This window comes from Parabacteroides sp. PM6-13 (assembly GCF_029892605.1).
GTDB lineage: Bacteria > Bacteroidota > Bacteroidia > Bacteroidales > Tannerellaceae > QVMG01.
Genome location: NZ_JARXWF010000004.1, coordinates 200,475 through 216,673 on the forward strand (window position 1 = coordinate 200,475; position 16,199 = coordinate 216,673).

Here is a 16,199-nt window from a genome sequence, read left to right on the forward strand (position 1 = left end):
TTTATTAGGTTTGTCCTCAAGTCTTGCACAACAGCAATCCCCCACCCTACTCGGTCCTTTTCGCTGGGGGCGTTAAGCTGTTGTTGGATTGCTTAGCGCAGTTCTATGGTTTCAAAAACGTGATAGAGATAGGATAAATAGTATATATCATATAAATAGGAATTATGAAAGAAATAATAAGATTGTGCTTGTTTGTTTTGCTAATTGTTGCAACAGGTTGTTCTTCTGACAAACAAACAGAGAAAGGGTTGCCATGCATTGACGTTACAAAAAATTATCCTGAAAAAGAGATTTTGATAACCGACATAGCCGATGTACATTATTTGTACTTAGACACAAAAGAAAAAGAGTTTCTATACAAAGGGGGTATTGACTATGTGACTGAAAACACGATTGTTGTCGTTGATCGTTCTTCGCAAAGTGTACTGTTTTTTTCAAAAGAAGGGGTTCCCAAGTCACGTTTTAATCGAAAAGGACAAGGGCCGGAAGAGTATTCAAACGCAAGTGCTGTCATGTATGATGAAGAAAAGGATGAAGTATATGTTATCCCTGATTTTAATAATTACATAAAGGTGTATTCCTCTTTGGGTGAATTCAAAAGGAGATTGACCTTCCCACAGATAAACATTGGGAATCAGATAGCTTTTTTTGATGATCAATCCATATTGGTGTATGACAACACGAACCTGTGGCGGAATATCAACAAACAACATGCAGGCGATAAATCGGCTCTGACAGAGCAGGCAAATGATTCCTCTTTTTTTCTGATGTCCAGAGCGAATGGAGAAGTGTTAGAGCATATTGAGTTAGCGAGTAATAATGCGATAAACGTGAGCACAATTAACGATGGCGATTTTTTCGGGCAAATTGGGTATACGCGGGTAAGAAAGTCTCCTGATGGGCTTCTTTTATACAATCCCGAAACCGATACTGTTTTCCTTTATAACAAGGAGAAAATACTGACTCCTTTTTTGCATAAAAAGCCGCTATTGAACCATTCGGAGCCTATGGTTTTCATGGATATATGTATGGACGCGGGGGATTTTCAATTCATGGCTGTTTATCCATACCTAAAAGGCGAATATCCGTCGGCCATTTATTACATGAGGGACAAGAAAACAGATGAAATATTTCGTCCGACAATGATACATCCTGACTATACAGGAAAAAGTTTTCATTTCGATCCACGTCTTCTGAGTTATTATGAAAAAGGCTACCACTTCGAATTAGATTTCATGGAGCTCAAAGAGGCATATAACGAAAACAGACTAAGTGGAGAGTTAAAAAAATTGGTTGCCACACTGGACGAAGAGGAAGGCAACAATGTCTTTATGTTGGTTCAGTTTAAATAAAAAACCGAACCATCTCATCTTTTTCGTATAATCAACAATTAAAATCATGAAGAATCTATTTACATGTATTGTTTGTTTCTTGCTTCTAACAGGTTGTTCTTCTGACAAAAAGGACAACCATGTGACAAGTATTGATGTGAGTCGCGAATATCTTATGAAAGAAATTGATCTGCGAGAGATAGCCGATGTGTCGTATGTCCGGTTTGAATATAGTGACGAGAGTCTGTTTAACGGTTTTGTGGCCTGCATCACCGATCAGACGATTGTCATTTATGGCTATCGAACACAGGACTATTTCTTTTTCACTTTTGATGGAAAACTAAAGTCTAAATTTAACCGTCATGGGAATGGACCGGAGGAATATATAACAGCCACATCGGCAGCTTATGATGAAGAAAAAGATGAATTTTTCGTGTTGGACGCATCAAAGAGGAAACTTTTTGTCTATTCGTCTGCGGGTGAATATAAAAGAGGGTTTGCCTTACCTTCGGATGCTTCGTTGGGTGTTTTGTTCGATTGTGATGAAAATTCACTTTTACTATACGACGGAGCAAAAAGCAACTTTAAGATCCGGAATATTCAAGCAGAAGCAACAGGAAGTGAGAAAATGGAATATATTGGAAATTCATTCGAACACCCATTTTGCCGTATATCCAAGCAGGATGGTCATGTGTTGGAATATATCCTGGTCCCAGAGAATTTTGATATCCCCCTTGGCGTAATAGATTCTTCTATCGGAATAGTGCCGGCAAGAAAAAATAATATTATCAACTACCGAGATGGTTTTTTGCTTTATCATCAGGAGACCGACACGATGTTTTATTATCAAAAAGATCAACCCCTGAAACCGGTTTTCGTACGTACTCCCCCTATGAGCGATCGGCAACAGACCTATCTGAATACCCTGTTTGAAGGCGGAGATTACGAGTTCATCCAGACTATAACAATGCAGCTCCCTTTCAAATACAATCAATTAGTAAGAGATAAACGAGATGGCAATATATACCAGCAAAAGATTATATTTGATGAGTTCCAAGATGAGATTACATTCACCCCAGGCGTTATTACCACCACAAGAAATGCGCAAATAGGCGCCTTGCAATATGATGTAGCTACCCTAAAAGACGCTTTAGAAGAAGGGAAACTCAGCGGACGATTGAAAGAAATCGTTCAGGATATGGACGAAGAGGAAAACGATCTGTTATTCTTATTACGATTTAAAGAGTAAATATATCGCAACCATTTAATTCTAGTTATTATGAAACTAAAAAAAATCAACATGAAACACCAACTATTTCCCACGTTGAAGAAGATTACTTTCCTTTTCCTTATACTATCCGCTTTCCTCTGTACACATATCTGTTGCACAGGAAATAAGCCAACGAATGCAGAAATTAACCCCTACCCTAATCGGGCTTATTTTACCATAACACCCGATTATAGGGCTATAAGAATTCCTCTTAAGTTGGATGAAGATGTTGTTGCCAATATGATGTTTGATACCGGATTCATAGTAGGCAATTTTGATCTGGATTCTACTTTTTGCACATCTAATCCCGACATTATTCCAACTTATCTTCCGGACACAACATCTACAGGTTCAGGTTGGGTTTTTTCAAGGATGTTAAACTTAAGTTATAAGAGACCCTATACGATAAAAATAGGAGAGACGGATGTAACATATAACAGCCTAAATATAAACAACTTTAGAAATATGATACAAAGTGGTGATGAATTGGATGGGATATTCGGTTTCCCGGAAAATGACACCACCCATGTCTGGGAACTGAATTTTGAAAACAATTATCTGGAAATTCACCCACAGGCAGATTTTATAATACCGGACAGTTATTATTGGCTACCCATGGAACCGAATAACAAAAGAATTCTCGTTCAATTTCCTTTGCAAATAACATCTGCCGATGGTGATACCGTAACAATCAATGGCCCTTATCTGGTGGATACCGGGATGCCATGGGAGATGGCTTTGATGCATCATGCCGATGAACTAAGCTTTTTTAACAAAAAGAAAGAGGCTGTGTGGACACAATTTACCGGGAGCTATAGACGGCACTACACCACCACTGCAACTTTTATGAACGATATGACAATCGATTCCTTTCGGGTTCATACTTTTGATAAACCGAACCGGATATCATCCAAATACCTTATTGGATTGCATTTCCTAAAGCACTTCAATGTCCTTTTTGACTTTAAAAACAGACAAATGGGATTGAAACCCATCGACAATTTTCATCGAATAATTGACCCGAGGCAAAGGCGCTTCCACTATGCTTCAGCGTTAAATTCACAAGGGAAAAGTATTGTGAAAGAGATAGCGGATAATGCCGGGAATTATTACCGATCGGCCGGTTTGAGAAAAGGAGATGAAATTATTGCCGTAAATGGAGAAAACTATAATACGTTACACTACGACCCTTTAACATATAAGATCGACTCTTTATCGAAGGACTTGATGAATAAAAAAATAATAATGGAGGATAAGCGTGTATTTGAATACAGCGACTCATTAGTGTTTGATGTGGTCCGTGCCGGCAAGCCTCTTAAAATCACGGTTGTCGTTGACCCAAACGAAGAACAGGGGGAGTAGGAAATTTGTATATTAAAATAAGAAAGCTATGAATGATAAAGTGAATAGATACAATCTCTTTTCCGTTATTCTATCTGCCTTCCTCTGTACGCATATCTGTTGTACAGGGAATAAGCCAACGAATGCAGAAATTGACTCCTACCCTAATCGGGTTTCTTTTACCATAACACCCGATTATAGGGCTATAAAAATTCCTCTTAAGTTGAACGAGGGTGTTATCGCCAATATGGACTTTGATACCGGAGCCACAGCAGGCAATTTTGATCTGGATTCTGCTTTTTGTACATCTAATCCCGACATTATTCCTACTTATCTTCCGGATACAACATCTGGAGGTTCAAGTTGGAATTTTTCGAGAATGGTAAGATTAAGTTATAAGAGGCCCTATACGATAAAAATAGGAGAGATGGATGTAACATATAACAGCCTAAATATAGCTAATTGGAGAAATATGATACAAAGTGGTGATGAATTGGATGGGATATTCGGTTTCCCGGAGAATGACACCACCCATGTCTGGGAACTGAATTTTGAAAACAATTACCTGGAAATTCACCCACAGGCAGATTTTATAATACCGGACAGTTATTATTGGCTACCGATGGAACCGAATAACAAAAGAATTCTCGTTCAATTTCCTTTGCAAATAACATCTGCCGATGGTGATACCGTAACAATCAATGGCCCTTATCTGGTGGATACCGGGATGCCATCGGATATAGCATTGATGCATCATGCCGATGAACTAAGCTTCTTTAACAAAAAGAAAGAGGCTGTGTGGACGATGTATTCCGGAAGCTACCACCGATACTACACCACCACCGCAACTTTTATGAACAATATGACAATCGATTCCTTACGGGTCTATACTTTTGATAAACCGAACCGGATATCATCCAAATACCTTATTGGATTGCATTTCCTAAAGCACTTCAATGTCCTTTTTGACTTTAAAAACAGGCAAATGGGATTAAAGCCTATCGACAATTTTCATCGAATAATTGACCCAAGGCAAAGGCGCTTTCACTATGCTTCAGCGTTAAATTCACAGGGGAAAAGTATTGTGAAAGAGATAGCGGATTATGCCGGGAATTATTACCGATCGGCCGGTTTGAGAAAAGGAGATGAAATTATTGCCGTAAATGGAGAAGACTATAATACGTTACACTACGACCCTTTAACATATAAGATCGACTCTTTATCGAAGGATTTGATGAATAAAAAAATAATAATGGAGGATAGGCGTGTATTTGAATACAGCGACTCATTAGTGTTTGATGTGATCCGTGCCGGCAAACCTCTTAAAATCACGGTTGTCGTTGACCCAAACGAAGAACAGGGGGAGTAGTATAAATCTAAAAACACCTATATGAGAATACTACCCATACTAATGGCTATAGTCATCAACCTGATTGCTTGCGCCGAAGAAAAACCGGAGGGGGACTACCCGGTGATTGATCTGATCGGCCATATAGAAAAATACCAACGCGCTTATTGTTCCGACTATTTTTCGTCTATAGAGTTAATCCCGCTGGAGACAAGAGATGAATGTTTGCTCCCTAATGCTCCTTTTCCTCGAATTATCCTTAAAGACGATTATATTTTCATGCGTGGTGAGCATCTTAACGCTTTTGATATTTCAGGGAAATTCCTTTATAAGATCGGAAGAATAGGACAAGGCCCAGGAGAATATCTTTCCGCAAATATATTTTTCTCAAGTACTGACAAACAGGCTATTTATGTTGATGATGTAGCAAAAATTTCAGAGTATGATTTTAAGGGGAATTATATTCGTTCTATACAGAAACCTAAAATTAACAACAAAATTATAATTCAGATTTCTTCTGTCGGCGGCGACATGTTTATAGGATCAATACACAATGATGGGGAAACAAAATATAAATATTTTCTATTTAATGGGGATGGAAAAATTGTCGAATGTTTCCCTAATCATGTTTTTTTCAAGAAGGAAGGAGAATGGGTTGGCACCTATCATCGCTCATTAACTCCTTTTCGTGTTGAGGACAAATTGTATTTAAAAGATTACGTAAATGATACACTTTACGTATATGAGAATTCGAAATTAAAACCGGCATACATTTTTGAAGTAGGCAAATACTCCATCCCTATAGAATGTCTTGAAAAATTTGAAATGTCACGTCGAAGATCTCGACATTTTGCATTTAATACTGGTCTGGACATTGTTGGAACACCCAAATTCTTTTTTTATAACACATTGGTGCCCGACATATTCCCCTGTCCCAAAACAAAGCCAAGATACAACCACCTTGTAAATGAGTACAGATCGACCAATCGCTCTGTTTATGGGATTTACGATATAGAAAAAAACACAAATATGCTTCTTGACACGGATCAACATCATCAAAAAGGTATTGTAAATGATCTCAATGGCGGATTACCTGTTTTCCCAAGATACTATGCCGGAGACAATCTGGTTGTAGATGTTTGGAATGCTGAAGAAATGAAGGAAATGCTTACGGAAGAATACTTTGAAAAGCAAACTATTAAAGACCAAGAGGGACATCAAAAGCTAAAGAAAATACTAGCAAACCTGAAAGAGGATGATAATCCGGTGGTGGTGGTTGCCAGGTTGAAGTAACCCAGGAAAGCTATGAAGCTGTTTTACAGATACTAAGAAAGAGATGAAATATTTAATAAACATATCATGCGAAAATTTATAGTTATACTATTATTACTGCCTAAGATCTCGTTTGCCTTTGCCCAGTTCAGTAAACAAGATATGGATCGAACCCAAGGCAAACTGAAACAGGAGGTGCTGGACAAAGCCTCTATCCTATGTACCTACGAAGCATCCCAGCAATACAAGAATAAGAATACCGACGTAACAGGCGTGCTTACGGATACGCTTATGCTTCTCGTCGGGAAAAGCAGTTCTTGTTTTTACAATGAAGATGCACAGAGAGATGGAATGTTTAGAAGCCATGTAGATGCGGCACGCAAAGCTGGTGGCTTAATAATCAAGCAAGGCACTTCGGCAGAACAATTCAATATTCTGAGAAATCAGGGTGGCATCTATGTAGAAGAGCCGGGAAGTAACAAATCGAAAATTTATAAAAACAGGAAGAAAAACGAGGTGATAACAACCGATAAAGTGGGTACTCTTTCTGTGTATAAATGCGAGGAGACAATTGCTCCACAAGCATGGGAAATAACCCATGATACGCTTACGGTATTGGGGTATCTCTGCCAAAGAGCAACAACGACATTTAGAGGACGCTCATATAATGCATGGTTTACGGCTGAAATACCTATCAACGACGGGCCATGGAAATTGTATGGACTGCCCGGCCTTATACTGAAAGCGACATCCGATGATTTTGTTTTTTCTTTCACGGCGATAGGTATCGAGAAAACGAAAGATTCTATCACAATGGACAAAGACAGTTATATCAAGTCTACGCCTGAGCAAATAGCTAAAATAACAGAAAAGAACCGCCTGACGACCATGATGCGCCATCTACATAACAACAAGTATTCTATGGGTTCCCGCATAGAGCCTTGGATATTAGAACCCATCGAGAAGGAATGAGGCTGAGGATATGGCTGTTTATACTATTTATCCTACCATCAACAGTTTATTCTCAAACTATTATAAAAGGAAGGGTTACGCAGGATCTTACCAAAGAGCCTGTTACAGATGCAATTGTTAGCCTTTATGATACGGATAATAACCTCATGCAGTCTTATGCCACAACAAACGAAAAGGGGAACTATGAGATTCGCAGCAAAAACAACCGGGACAGTTTGACGATTGTTGTTTCCGGCTTTAACCTGAAAAAGATTTCCCAAACCATTGCCAATCGGTCGCAGGTGTTGAATTTTGTTGTCAGCGAAGAACTGATAGAGATAAAAGAGGTCGTTGTCAAATCGGAAAAGATCCGCCAGACAGGCGATACGCTCCATTATCTGGTGAGTTCATTCAAAGACTTGAATGACCGCACGATAGGGGATGTGTTAAAGAAGTTGCCGGGTATCCAGGTGAGCGACGACGGTACCATCTTTTATCAGGATCAGCCGATCAGTAAGTTCTATATCGAAGACCTCGACCTGTTGCAGGGACGTTATGGCATAGCCAATAATAATATCCGTGCGGATGATATTGCTACCGTGCAGGTGATGGAGAACCATCAGCCCATAAAGGCTTTGCAAGGTATTGAGATACCGACAGAGGCGGCCATCAACCTGAAATTGAAAGAATCAGCAAAGGGAATATTTGCCGGTAATGCCATGTTGGGGGTGGGTGTACCCGGTTTTTTACGTGACAACGAACTGATCGGTATGTATTTTTCCCCTGAATCACAAGATGTCTTTGTTTATAAAGGGAATAATGCCGGTGAGGATGTGACCAAAGAATTAACAGCGCACTACAATGCCAATCAACGCATAGGTGAGTATCGCCCGCTCCAGGTGCAGACTCCCGCTGCTCCTGCTATCAAGGAAGAACGCTATCGGTTCAATGATTCGCATATCGGCTCAATCAACGACCTGCATAAATTGGGGAAGGAATTGACCCTGGTGACCAATCTCAACTATCTTTATGACCGGCAGGAGAAGGAGAGCGCTGCTTTTACGGAATACTACCTGCCTGACCAGTCGGTAGTTATTATTGATGAGCAAATGAACTCCCGGCAGTCACGCCATAAAGCCAATGCGGATTTTTTGCTGACAAGTAACAGAGAGACGTTTTACCTGAACAACTCCCTGAGGTTTGAAGGCGAATGGAGCCGGGAAAACGGACAGGTATTGCAGCCGCCGAGTGATATCGGGCAACGCTTGAGAAATGAAGCCTATGCTATCAATAATACGTTCGATATGGTAAAGACCGTTGGCTCCAACCGACGATATAAGATAATGTCCTATACACACTACAAATCGCTTCCGCAAACACTTGTCGTTCAGCCTCTCCTTTACAACAACCTATTCGGTCTGGAGGAACAGACCGGAGGGGAAATGATGCAAAATTTAGACCTGAAGAACCTAAATACCCGCAATAAAGTCTCTTTTGGTATCAGCGGCTTCTCGGTGAATATGGAATTTAATGCCGACCTTCATCATATGCAGACGGCCTTAGCAGGCAAGGTTTCCCCGGAGGTTGCCATTACATCCGATTCTCTACGCAACAATTTGCGATGGAACCGTTTTGAATGGAAGGCAAGCGTCTTTCATTCCTGGTACCTAAGCTCTCGAATCACGCTGGCGGCTGGGCTTCCCTTGCGCTATGAACTGGTACACAGTAATGATCGGATAGGAAAGAAATCGTCGAATAACGGGAGGCTCTATTTTGAACCCTTCGTTCATCTTGATTGGAAACTTTCTCATGCCTGGAGCGCCATGTTGATATACAACTACACAAAAAGAGCGGGAGGATTGCAGGATGCCTATACGGGATATATAATGACCTCCTACCGTAATATGACAAAGAACAGGGGCGATGCGTTTGTGAACGATACGCATAATGGTTCTCTCTGCTTGACTTATAAACACCCGTTTTCTACGCTATTCGGAAGTATCTCTGCCGGTTATCTGCGCATGGGCTCTGATCAGCTTGGTAGCTATCAGTTTAAGGATGGTGTTCTACGCGTAAAGAGTGTCATTGCTCAGAAAAACCATAACGACCTGTTTAATGCGTCTATGAATATCGGGCGCTCTATAGATGCATTACGAACGAATGCTTCCTTAGCCCTTGGTTACTCCTATACCCAAAATAGGGTATTAAATGAAGGGGTGCCCTCTGATTTCAGATCGGATGCCTTTTATCTGGCGCCCAAGTTTACGACCAGCTTCGGAGGAATCGCACTCCTTTACTACCAGATGCGTTATCGGTGGAGTAAAAATAAGATAGAAGCCCTGCACCAGGAGTTGCCCGTTATGCGCACACTCAGTCAAAAAGCAAAAATCAGTGTCTATCCGGCAAAAAACCTGTCGCTATCGTTTGGCGTCGAGCATTTTTACAATAGCATCATCATCTCCGGCGATCGCTCGATGTGGTTTAGCGATGCCGGAGTGAAATATACCTGGAAGCGGATCGACTTTATGTTGGACTACACGAATCTCCTGAATACCAAAAGGTATATAACAGATTCCTATCATGAAACATTCAGGTCGCACACCTCTTACCAACTCCGTCCGGCGGAAGTGATGCTGCGGGTACGATTTAGCTTTAAATAGTATTTTTAGCCTGTAACAGTAATCAGCGAAGCCAATTAGCCCCAACCATAAAATAGTGAGCAAAAGTTTTGGTAAGATTAAAAACAATCCGTAATTTTGCTGCCCGTTTTGTGGACGTAACTCATTATTAAATAACATACAAATTTCATTATGATTGTAGTACCATTAAAAGAAGGCGAAAACATCGAAAAAGCGCTTAAGAAGTTTAAAAGAAAGTTCGAAAAGACTGGTATCGTAAAAGAACTGAGAAGTCGCCAGGCCTTTACCAAGCCATCTGTAACCAAGAGAAAGCAGAACGCACGTGCTGCTTACGTTCAGAAGTTACAGCAAATGGAAGACTAAAAATCTTCACCAAAACTTGCTTAATATAAATCTTATTGGTATATTCGTTGCATATTAAAGAATGCAACGAATATATGTTTATTGATGATTTTCTCGACTACCTGGCGCATGAGCGGAACTATTCCGAACATACGCTTTTGGCCTACCGCAAAGACCTAAGCCAATTCAAGGAGTACGCAGAAATTCACCAAGAGGGTATTTTTTCACCCTCAACTGTTGATCGAGATCTGGTGCGCAACTGGATCGTTTATCTATTAGACTCCGGCCTCACCCCCACCACCGTCAACAGGAAACTCAGCTCTTTGAAATCTTTTTTCAAATATCTCATCAAACAAAACGTCCTATCGTATAACCCATTGCGTCTTCTCAATGGCCCAAAAGCCAAGAAAGGACTCCCTCATTTCGTCAAAGAAAAGGAAATGGAATTATTACTCGATAGCGACAATTTCAATGAGGATTTTGAAGGTGTAAGAGACCGATTAATCCTTGAGCTATTCTACGACACCGGCATCCGCCTGTCGGAATTGACCCACCTCAAAGACAATGACATCAGTTTTGAACTAATGCAGCTAAAGGTAAAGGGCAAGAGAAACAAAGAGAGGATCATTCCTTTCGCTGAAGGATTAAAAAATCTGTTACAAACATACATCGAATTACGCGATAAGGAGATCAGCCTTAGCCCCTCTTCACTATTCATGAAAAAAAACGGAGAGTCACTAAACACCTCCGCTATATATAATATTGTAAAGAGGAACCTAAAGCAGATACCCGCGCTGGGGAAACACAGCCCACACGTATTGCGCCATTCTTTTGCAACAAGCATGTTAAATAATGGAGCGGAGCTAAACGCTGTGAAAGAGCTATTAGGCCATAGCAGCTTAGCGTCCACCAGCATTTATACGCATACAACCTTTGAGGAATTAAAAAAAGTGTATCATGCTCATCCAAGAGCAAAAAAAGAAGGAGGTCATTATGGAAATTAGAATTCAGGCTATTCATTTCGATGCTTCAGAACAACTGGAAGCGTTTATTCAGAAAAAAGTATCTAAGTTAGAAAAATTCTACGATGATATACAATCGGCAGAGGTAACCCTGAAAGTAGTAAAACCGGAAACAGCCAATAACAAACAGGCCGGCATATTACTTAAGATCAAGCACGGTGACTGCTTCGCCGAAAAAACAGCCGACTCATTTGAAGAGGCTACCGACGAATGTATTGTAGCGTTGGAAAAGCAACTTGCCAAAATAAAGGAAAAAGTTCGGACCAAATAAAAAAAAGACAAAGAGAAGTTTGGTATTAAAGAAATAATATCTAAATTTGCAGCCGTTTCGCCCCCAATAACGAAGCGGCTGCTTATTTTGGGGAACAGAATCGCCTCTTTAGCTCAGTTGGCCAGAGCACGTGATTTGTAATCTCGGGGTCGTTGGTTCGAATCCGACAAGAGGCTCAAAAGCAAACGCAGTTTGCAAAGGTTGACAGAGGTTAACGTTTTCTTAAAAAAGTATTGAAAAAACAAACTGGGCAGTTACCAGAGTGGCCAAATGGGGCTGACTGTAACTCAGCTGTCTTTCGACTTCGGTGGTTCGAATCCATCACTGCCCACGTTTTTTTTTTGCGGAAGTAGCTCAGTTGATAGAGCATTAGCCTTCCAAGCTGAGGGTCGCGGGTTTGAGCCCCGTCTTCCGCTCCAATTTGCCTGTGTAGCTCAGTGGTAGAGCACTTCCTTGGTAAGGAAGAGGTCCCGAGTTCAAATCTCGGCACCGGCTCAAGATAGAAAAGAGATATTATCAAGACATGATCATTAATCAAATAAAGAACAATTAAAGTTATGGCAAAAGAAAAATTTGAAAGATCGAAACCGCATGTTAACATCGGTACGATTGGTCACGTTGACCATGGTAAAACTACTTTGACAGCTGCTATCACAACAGTATTGGCAAAGAGAGGTCTTTCTGAATTGCGTTCATTCGATTCTATCGACAACGCTCCGGAAGAAAAAGAAAGAGGTATCACGATCAACACTTCACACGTTGAGTACGAGACAGCTAATCGTCACTACGCTCACGTTGACTGTCCGGGTCACGCCGACTACGTTAAGAACATGGTTACGGGTGCTGCTCAGATGGACGGTGCTATCATCGTAGTTGCTGCAACTGATGGTCCTATGCCTCAGACTCGCGAGCACATCTTGTTAGCTCGTCAGGTAAACGTTCCGAGACTGGTTGTATTCATGAACAAATGTGACTCTGTTGACGACGAAGAGATGTTGGAACTGGTAGAAATGGAAATGAGAGAACTGCTTTCTTTCTATAACTTCGACGGTGACAATACTCCGGTTATCCGCGGTTCTGCCTTGGGTGGACTGAACGGTGACGCTCAGTGGGAAGATAAGATCATGGAACTGATGGAAGCTTGTGACAACTGGATTCCGCTGCCTCCGCGTGAAGTTGACAAACCTTTCTTGATGCCGGTTGAAGACGTGTTCTCTATCACAGGTCGTGGTACAGTAGCAACAGGTCGTATCGAAACAGGTATCATCAAAGTAGGTGAAGAAGTTCAGATCATCGGTTTAGGAGCTGAAGGCATGAAATCTGTAGTAACAGGTGTTGAAATGTTCCGTAAGTTGTTGGACGAAGGCCAGGCTGGTGACAACGTAGGTTTGTTGCTCCGTGGTATCGACAAAAACGAAATCAAACGTGGTATGGTAATCACTCACCCGGGAAAAGTTAAACCGCACTCTAAAGTAAGAGCTGAGGTGTATATCCTGAAGAAAGAAGAAGGTGGTCGTCACACACCGTTCCACAACAAATACCGTCCGCAGTTCTACATCCGTACATTGGACGTAACTGGTGAAATCACTTTGCCGGAAGGAACTGAAATGGTAATGCCTGGTGATAACGTATCTATCACTGTAGAATTGATCTACCCGGTAGCTTGTAGCGAAGGTTTGCGTTTCGCAATCCGTGAAGGTGGACGTACAGTAGGTGCAGGCCAGATCACAGAACTGTTAGACTAATAAGTAGTTCAACAATAAAGCCGGCTTTCGGGCCGGCTTACTTACGGAAGTAGCTCAGTCGGTAGAGCACTGGTCTCCAAAACCAGGTGTCGGGAGTTCGAGCCTCTCCTTCCGTGCAAAAAATCTATAGATTCGATGAAAAAGATAATCAATTATATTAAGGAATCTTATAACGAACTTGTAAAGAAGGTTTCTTGGCCAACGAGAACAGAGCTTTCCAACAGTGCGGTAGTGGTATTAGTTGCTTCCCTTATCATTGCAGCACTGATCTTTGTTATTGACCTGGCTTTTGAAGGCGTGATGCGCTTCGTCTACGAAAGAATTTTTTAATCGGTTTTAAGGTATGTCTGATATCCAGAAGAAATTTTATGTTCTCCGTGCCATTAGTGGTAAAGAGAATAAGGTTAGAGAATACTTGGAATCCGAGATGAAGAATTCGGACTTGGGTGAATATGTATCACAAGTTCTTATTCCCACCGAGAAGACTTTTACAGTACGCAACGGCAAGAAAGTAATGAAAGAAAGAGCTTACTTGCCGGGATACGTATTGGTAGAGGCCGCATTGGTTGGGGAAGTCGCTCATCAATTACGCAACATCCCAAATGTGATTGGGTTCTTAGGTGGATCTGACAATCCTATCCCTTTGCGTCCGGCGGAAGTAGCCCGTATTTTAGGTACGGTAGACGAACTGCAGGAACAACAAGAAGAGATAGATATCCAGTTCTATGTAGGAGAGACGGTGAAAGTGACCTATGGTCCTTTTAACGGTTTCAGTGGCATTATTGAAGAGGTCAATGCCGAGAAAAAGAAACTCAAAGTGATGGTTAAAATCTTCGGACGTAAGACCCCACTGGAGTTAGGTTATTTACAAGTAGAGAAAGAATAGTACTTTTTTGTTACGGAAGTACTACCCACTTCTTTCTTCAAGTTACTGATGTTATATATTAAATTTAAGAAAAATGGCTAAAGAAGTTGCTGGACAAATCAAATTGCAGATTAAAGGAGGAGCAGCAAACCCTTCTCCCCCAGTAGGACCTGCTTTAGGTTCTAAGGGTATTAATATTATGGAGTTTTGCAAGCAATTCAATGCCAGGACTCAGGACAAGGCTGGAAAAGTATTACCGGTGGTAATCACTTACTATGCCGATAAGTCATTCGACTTTGTTGTTAAAACACCTCCTGTGGCTATCCAATTATTGGAAGTATCCAAACAGAAGAGTGGATCTGCAGAACCTAATCGTAAAAAGATTTCGGAAATTACCTGGGAACAGGTAAAAACAATTGCAGAAGACAAGATGGTCGATTTGAACTGCTTTACTGTTGAATCAGCCATGAGAATGGTTGCCGGAACAGCCAGAAGTATGGGTATCACAGTAAAAGGAGCATTCCCGGGTAATAATTAAAAAAATCAATTGAGATGAGTAAACTTACAAAAAATCAAAAGTTGGCTTTAAGCAAGATTGAACCTGGGAAAATGTATACATTAAAGGAAGCATCTGCCTTAGTAAAAGAAATTACTACGACAAAGTTCGATGCCTCTGTTGATGTAGACGTTCGCTTAGGTGTTGACCCCCGTAAAGCAAACCAAATGGTGAGAGGCGTTGTTTCATTGCCTCACGGTACGGGTAAGCAGATCAGAGTTCTTGCATTATGTACACCTGACAAAGAAGCTGAAGCTACTGCAGCCGGCGCTGAATATGTTGGGTTGGATGAGTATATTGATAAAATCAAAGGCGGTTGGACCGACATTGATGTTATCATCACCATGCCGTCTATTATGGGTAAGATCGGTGCTTTAGGTAGAGTGTTAGGTCCTCGTGGCTTGATGCCTAACCCTAAGAGCGGAACGGTTACCAATGAAATCGGTAATGCTGTGAAAGAGGTTAAACAAGGTAAAATCGACTTTAAGGTAGATAAAACCGGTATTGTACACACATCTGTAGGTAAAGTTTCTTTTACTCCGGATCAGATTCGTGACAACGCCAAAGAATTTATCGCTACGTTGATCAAACTGAAACCGGTTGCAGCAAAGGGTACATACGTTAAGAGCATTTATCTTTCAAGTACAATGAGTCCGGGTATCAAAATTGATCCTAAATCAGTTGAAGAAAATTAAAAACAATTGAACAATGAGAAAGGAAGATAAATACGCTATTATAGAGAAGCTTACAGCTACGTTGCAGGAATATCCTAATTTCTATCTGACTGATATCGAAGCATTGAATGCAGAGAAGACCAGCCTGTTAAGAAAAGCTTGCTACAAACAGGAGATCAAACTGATTGTGGTAAAGAATACGTTGCTGAAGAAAGCATTGAACAACGTTGAAGGAGACTTCTCTCCGTTAGACGAATCCCTGAAGGGTAACACAGCCATCATGTTCTCGCAACAGGCTAACACCCCTGCCAAACTGATTAAGGAATTCACCAAAGGATCCAAAAAGGGCGAAGTAGCCAAACCATATTTGAAAGCTGCCTATGTACAGGAAAGCTTCTATATTGGCGCTGAAAACCTGGACGCTTTGGTAAACATCAAGAGCAAAAACGAGCTTATTGCCGATGTTATTGCTCTGTTGGAATCTCCGGTGAAGAATGTTATTTCTTCGCTTCAATCAGGAGGCCAAACTCTGACCGGTATTTTGAAAACACTGGAAGAGAGATAATTTTTCA

General features: G+C 41.0%; 16 protein-coding genes and 5 tRNA genes. All 21 read left to right on the forward strand.

Features of this window, described 5'->3' with window-relative positions; translation table 11 throughout:
* Window positions 1-164: 164 nt before the first annotated feature.
* The 21 genes from M2134_RS05780 (at window position 165) to rplJ (ending at window position 16,192) form a co-directional block, all read left to right on the forward strand.
* Window positions 165-1,352: a 6-bladed beta-propeller gene (locus tag M2134_RS05780; RefSeq protein WP_280751013.1), complete on the forward strand. Its 1,188-nt coding sequence runs from the start codon at window positions 165-167 to the stop codon at window positions 1,350-1,352.
* 46 nt (window positions 1,353-1,398) lie between these two features.
* Window positions 1,399-2,580, forward strand: coding sequence for a 6-bladed beta-propeller (locus M2134_RS05785; protein ID WP_280751014.1), 1,182 nt, complete (start codon window positions 1,399-1,401; stop codon window positions 2,578-2,580).
* 51 nt (window positions 2,581-2,631) lie between these two features.
* Entirely contained in the window at window positions 2,632-3,963 is a 1,332-nt protein-coding gene (locus M2134_RS05790) for a tight junction protein ZO-3 (protein ID WP_280751015.1), read from the forward strand.
* A 28-nt stretch (window positions 3,964-3,991) separates the two neighbouring features.
* Window positions 3,992-5,311, forward strand: coding sequence for a tight junction protein ZO-3 (locus M2134_RS05795; protein WP_280751016.1), 1,320 nt, complete (start codon window positions 3,992-3,994; stop codon window positions 5,309-5,311).
* A 42-nt stretch (window positions 5,312-5,353) separates the two neighbouring features.
* The gene (locus M2134_RS05800) at window positions 5,354-6,583 is read left to right on the forward strand and encodes a 6-bladed beta-propeller (protein WP_280751017.1); all 1,230 of its coding nucleotides are present in this window, start codon (window positions 5,354-5,356) and stop codon (window positions 6,581-6,583) included.
* A gap of 66 nt (window positions 6,584-6,649) precedes the next feature.
* Window positions 6,650-7,534, forward strand: a complete 885-nt coding sequence (locus tag M2134_RS05805; RefSeq protein WP_280751018.1) for a GLPGLI family protein — start codon at window positions 6,650-6,652, stop codon at window positions 7,532-7,534.
* Window positions 7,531-10,173 carry a carboxypeptidase-like regulatory domain-containing protein gene (locus tag M2134_RS05810; protein ID WP_280751019.1) on the forward strand — a complete coding sequence of 881 codons (2,643 nt, stop codon included), beginning with the start codon at window positions 7,531-7,533 and terminating at the stop codon, window positions 10,171-10,173. Before M2134_RS05805 ends, M2134_RS05810 begins: the two co-directional genes overlap by 4 nt.
* Before the next feature lie 150 nt (window positions 10,174-10,323).
* Window positions 10,324-10,515 (forward strand): 30S ribosomal protein S21, encoded by a 192-nt coding sequence (gene rpsU / locus M2134_RS05815; protein ID WP_280751020.1) that lies wholly within the window; start codon window positions 10,324-10,326, stop codon window positions 10,513-10,515.
* 74 nt (window positions 10,516-10,589) lie between these two features.
* Complete coding sequence (locus M2134_RS05820) at window positions 10,590-11,498, forward strand: tyrosine recombinase XerC (protein WP_280751021.1); 909 nt, start codon at window positions 10,590-10,592, stop codon at window positions 11,496-11,498.
* Window positions 11,488-11,787 (forward strand): ribosome-associated translation inhibitor RaiA, encoded by a 300-nt coding sequence (raiA, locus tag M2134_RS05825; protein WP_280751022.1) that lies wholly within the window; start codon window positions 11,488-11,490, stop codon window positions 11,785-11,787. Before M2134_RS05820 ends, raiA begins: the two co-directional genes overlap by 11 nt.
* 102 nt (window positions 11,788-11,889) lie before the next feature.
* Window positions 11,890-11,963: transfer RNA gene (locus M2134_RS05830), tRNA-Thr, on the forward strand.
* A gap of 72 nt (window positions 11,964-12,035) precedes the next feature.
* A tRNA-Tyr gene (locus tag M2134_RS05835) sits at window positions 12,036-12,118 on the forward strand.
* A gap of 12 nt (window positions 12,119-12,130) precedes the next feature.
* Window positions 12,131-12,206: transfer RNA gene (locus tag M2134_RS05840), tRNA-Gly, on the forward strand.
* 4 nt (window positions 12,207-12,210) lie between these two features.
* Window positions 12,211-12,282 (forward strand) — tRNA-Thr (locus M2134_RS05845).
* A 62-nt stretch (window positions 12,283-12,344) separates the two neighbouring features.
* Window positions 12,345-13,532: an elongation factor Tu gene (tuf, locus tag M2134_RS05850; protein ID WP_280751023.1), complete on the forward strand. Its 1,188-nt coding sequence runs from the start codon at window positions 12,345-12,347 to the stop codon at window positions 13,530-13,532.
* 43 nt (window positions 13,533-13,575) lie between these two features.
* Window positions 13,576-13,648, forward strand: a tRNA-Trp gene (locus M2134_RS05855).
* A gap of 19 nt (window positions 13,649-13,667) precedes the next feature.
* Window positions 13,668-13,862, forward strand: a complete 195-nt coding sequence (gene secE / locus M2134_RS05860; protein WP_280751024.1) for a preprotein translocase subunit SecE — start codon at window positions 13,668-13,670, stop codon at window positions 13,860-13,862.
* 13 nt (window positions 13,863-13,875) lie between these two features.
* Window positions 13,876-14,418, forward strand: coding sequence for a transcription termination/antitermination protein NusG (nusG, locus tag M2134_RS05865; protein WP_280751025.1), 543 nt, complete (start codon window positions 13,876-13,878; stop codon window positions 14,416-14,418).
* Between the two features lie 73 nt (window positions 14,419-14,491).
* Window positions 14,492-14,935 (forward strand): 50S ribosomal protein L11, encoded by a 444-nt coding sequence (gene rplK / locus M2134_RS05870; protein ID WP_280751026.1) that lies wholly within the window; start codon window positions 14,492-14,494, stop codon window positions 14,933-14,935.
* A 14-nt stretch (window positions 14,936-14,949) separates the two neighbouring features.
* Window positions 14,950-15,648: a 50S ribosomal protein L1 gene (gene rplA, locus M2134_RS05875; RefSeq protein WP_280751027.1), complete on the forward strand. Its 699-nt coding sequence runs from the start codon at window positions 14,950-14,952 to the stop codon at window positions 15,646-15,648.
* Window positions 15,649-15,661: 13 nt separating this feature from the next.
* Window positions 15,662-16,192 (forward strand): 50S ribosomal protein L10, encoded by a 531-nt coding sequence (gene rplJ, locus M2134_RS05880; RefSeq protein ID WP_280751028.1) that lies wholly within the window; start codon window positions 15,662-15,664, stop codon window positions 16,190-16,192.
* The last annotated feature ends 7 nt before the right edge of the window (window positions 16,193-16,199 follow it).